Raw genomic sequence first — 2,952 nt, forward strand, 5'->3', positions numbered from 1 at the left:
AGCCAGGTCATGGCCACCGCCGGAGCGCCAGCGAGAAGGGCTCCCTGAAGTCCCCGCAGAGCAATCAAGGTGGTGATGCTGGGGGCGAAGGGAATGATCAGTCCGATCACCGCTGCCAATATCAGGGAGATGATTAGTACCTTGCCCCGGCCGAACTTCTCCGAGAGAATCGACGCCGGCACGATACATAACGCCAGCATGCCAGTGGCGGCAGAGACTGTCAGGGCGGACTCGAAAGGCGTGATACCCAGTTCAGCAGTCATGGTGGGCAGCAGTGCCTGTGTACAGTACAGCGAGTTGAAGGTGGCCAGGCCAGCAGCCAACATCGCCAGGACCGCGCGCAGATAACTACGTGATCCACGTTCAATACCCTGGTATTCCCCAGTGGCTACCGTCCTGACTTCGCTCATGGCACCATCATCAGCCACCACCGTTGATTAGTAAAATGTTAGAAACATCTGTTTTTCATACACTTTCTGCATATGGTGGGTGACCATGGGCAACACCACCGGGGACATGAGAATAGAAGACCTCCGCTGCTTCATCGCGGTGGCGGAGTCAGGGCATCTTAGTGAAACTGCTGACCGCTTAGGACTCCCGCAGCCCACATTGTCGCGTCGTGTAGCGCGCGTGGAAAAACACGTGGGCACCCCGCTGTTTGAACGCGCCGGGCGCAGACTCTTCCTCAACCTTCGGGGGCAGACCTTTTTGCGGCATGCCCGTCGCATCACCAGGGAGGTGGATGCAGCAGCCGCCGAGATTCAGCGGCTCATGGACCCGGAGTTGGGCACGATCCGCCTGGATTTCATGCATTCGCTGGGTACCTGGATGGTGCCGGAACTGATCCGTACCTTCCGCATCGATCATCCGCGTGTGGAGTTCCAACTGCACCAGGGCTCGGCAAACAACCTGGTGGAACGTGTCCTTGCAGATGAGTCTGATCTGGCACTTGTGGGCCCCAAGCCGGCAGAAGTTGGAGCTGGGTTGGGGTGGTCGCCGCTGTTGCGCCAGCGGCTCGCGCTCGCAGTGCCGGAGGGACACCGTCTCGATGGGGAGGGCCCCATCGGTCTGCGGGAGGCTGCCAGCGAGCCTTTTGTTGCGATGCTTCCTGGTTTCGGTACCAGGGTGCTTCTCGACGCCCTCGCCACCGATGCTGCCATGACCCCGAACATTGTCTTCGAATCAATGGAGCTGACCACGGTGTCAGGACTGGTCAGCGCCGGTCTTGGTGTGGGTGTGCTGCCGCTGGGTGATCCTTATCTGCCCACCGTGGGGGTGAACCTGCGGCCCCTGGTCCCGCCTGCTCACCGTGACCTGGGACTGGTGTGTCGTGCTGCCGCCGAACCGGCACCTGCTGTTGAGGTGTTCCGGGATTTCGTGGCAGAGTCCCGCTTTGCCTTGAAAGAGCAAAAACCGCTCCCTGAAAAGGGAGCGGTTGATTGAAAGCCGTGCTTACTTGGAAGCTCCTGCGAAACGCTCTGCAACGTCATCCCAGTTGAAGACGTTCCAGACAGCCTTGACGTAGTCAGCCTTAACGTTCTTGTACTGAAGGTAGAAGGCGTGCTCCCACATGTCGAGCATCAGCAGTGGGGTGATGTTGACAGAGATGTTGCCCTGCTGGTCGGTCAGCTGCTCGATGACGAGGCGACCTGCAACGTGGTCGAAGCCGAGAACTGCCCAGCCGGAGCCCTGAAGACCCAGTGCTGCGGAGTTGAAGTGATCCTGGAACTTGGCGAAGGAACCGAAGTCGCGGTTGATTGCCTCAGCCAGCTCACCGGTAGGCTCGCCGCCACCGTTAGGGGAAAGGTTCTTCCAGAACACGGAGTGGTTAGCGTGGCCACCCAGGTTGAAAGCAAGGTTCTTGGACAGTGCACGGATCTGGTCAGGGTTGGTGCCCTCTTCGCGTGCCTTCTCCAGTGCCTCGAGAGCAGCGTTAGCGCCACCGACGTAAGTTGCGTGGTGCTTGGAGTGGTGCAGCTCCATGATCTCAGCCGCGATGTGTGGCTCGAGAGCGTCGTATGCGTAGTCAAGTTCTGGAAGTTCGTAAACAGCCATGTTGTTTCCTTTCGTTGGGTTCGGCACCGAGCATATACAGATTTCGGCGACTCGTCAGCGAGTGACCTCCACATGGGTGCGATGCCTTAGTTCAATCATAGGCGGTTTTGTTGATAACGCAACGATTTTTTCATAAATCCTATTTATTGCATCATAATTATGGGCTGGAATATGAGCGGAGGGGCCCTGGTTGTGGAGGAGTAGAGTCGACAACAATAAACCCCTTATGGAAGGAACTTCACGATGGCATGGTTTTTCGCCCCTGAACCTGTGATGGTGTCACCCGAGGAAGCCCTCAAAGGTGGCCGACACCCTGTCCTGGAGTCTCCACAGTCACATACCGTCCTAGGCACCCCTGTCACCGGCCCATGGAAAGATGGACAAAAGCGCGTCTGGATCGGGCTGGGTTGTTTCTGGGGTGTGGAGCAGATGTACTGGCAGGTGGACGGCGTGGAATCCACCTCTGCGGGCTATGCCGGCGGCTACACCCCGAACCCCACCTACCGTGAGGTCTGTTCCGGGCGTACCGGACACACCGAGATCGTGGAGGTTGTCTATGATCCGGAGAAGGTCAGCCTCGGGGAACTGATCGCCATGGGCCTGGAAGCGCATGACCCCACCCAGGGATACCGCCAGGGCAATGATGTGGGAACCCAGTACCGCTCTGCTTTCTTTGTCGACAGGGAAGAAGACGCGGAAACTGTCCGCAAGATCGTCGCCGCTTATGGAGAAGACCTGAAATCCCATGGCTTCGGGGAGATCACCACGGAGATCGCCGTGATCGCGCCGGAGGACTACTACCTGGCGGAGGACTACCACCAGCAGTACCTGGACAAGAACCCTGATGGCTACTGCCCGCATCACTCCACCGGTATCCCCTGTGGTGTGAGGGACTAG

Annotated in this window: 4 protein-coding genes; 2 read left to right on the forward strand and 2 right to left on the reverse strand. The window is 58.5% G+C overall.

Translation table 11 applies throughout. The features are described from left to right. On the reverse strand, positions 1 to 410 hold a 410-nt coding region (locus Q0M74_RS13665), incomplete at its 3' end, for an MFS transporter (protein WP_293955378.1). Between the two features lie 85 nt (positions 411 to 495). On the opposite strand from Q0M74_RS13665, the gene Q0M74_RS13670 reads away from it, so the two are divergent. Further along, positions 496 to 1,443: a LysR family transcriptional regulator gene (locus Q0M74_RS13670; protein ID WP_293955381.1), complete on the forward strand. Its 948-nt coding sequence runs from the start codon at positions 496 to 498 to the stop codon at positions 1,441 to 1,443. 9 nt (positions 1,444 to 1,452) lie between these two features. Here Q0M74_RS13670 and Q0M74_RS13675 read toward each other — a convergent pair whose 3' ends face one another. After that, positions 1,453 to 2,055 (reverse strand): superoxide dismutase, encoded by a 603-nt coding sequence (locus Q0M74_RS13675; protein ID WP_293955383.1) that lies wholly within the window; start codon positions 2,053 to 2,055, stop codon positions 1,453 to 1,455. A 243-nt stretch (positions 2,056 to 2,298) separates the two neighbouring features. Here Q0M74_RS13675 and msrA point away from each other — a divergent pair, with 243 nt between their 5' ends. Continuing rightward, the gene (msrA, locus tag Q0M74_RS13680; protein WP_293955385.1) at positions 2,299 to 2,952 is read left to right on the forward strand and encodes a peptide-methionine (S)-S-oxide reductase MsrA; all 654 of its coding nucleotides are present in this window, start codon (positions 2,299 to 2,301) and stop codon (positions 2,950 to 2,952) included.

It is taken from the genome of uncultured Corynebacterium sp. (genome assembly GCF_945649885.1).
Taxonomy (GTDB): Bacteria; Actinomycetota; Actinomycetes; order Mycobacteriales; family Mycobacteriaceae; genus Corynebacterium.

What these genes read in the sequence shown, in the direction of transcription:
- Q0M74_RS13670 (WP_293955381.1), top strand. Translation starts at nt 496, where the DNA reads ATGGGCAACACCACCGGGGACATGAGAATAGAAGACCTCCGCTGCTTC.
- Q0M74_RS13675 (WP_293955383.1), bottom strand. Translation starts at nt 2,055, where the DNA reads ATGGCTGTTTACGAACTTCCAGAACTTGACTACGCATACGACGCTCTC.
- msrA (WP_293955385.1), top strand. Translation starts at nt 2,299, where the DNA reads ATGGCATGGTTTTTCGCCCCTGAACCTGTGATGGTGTCACCCGAGGAA.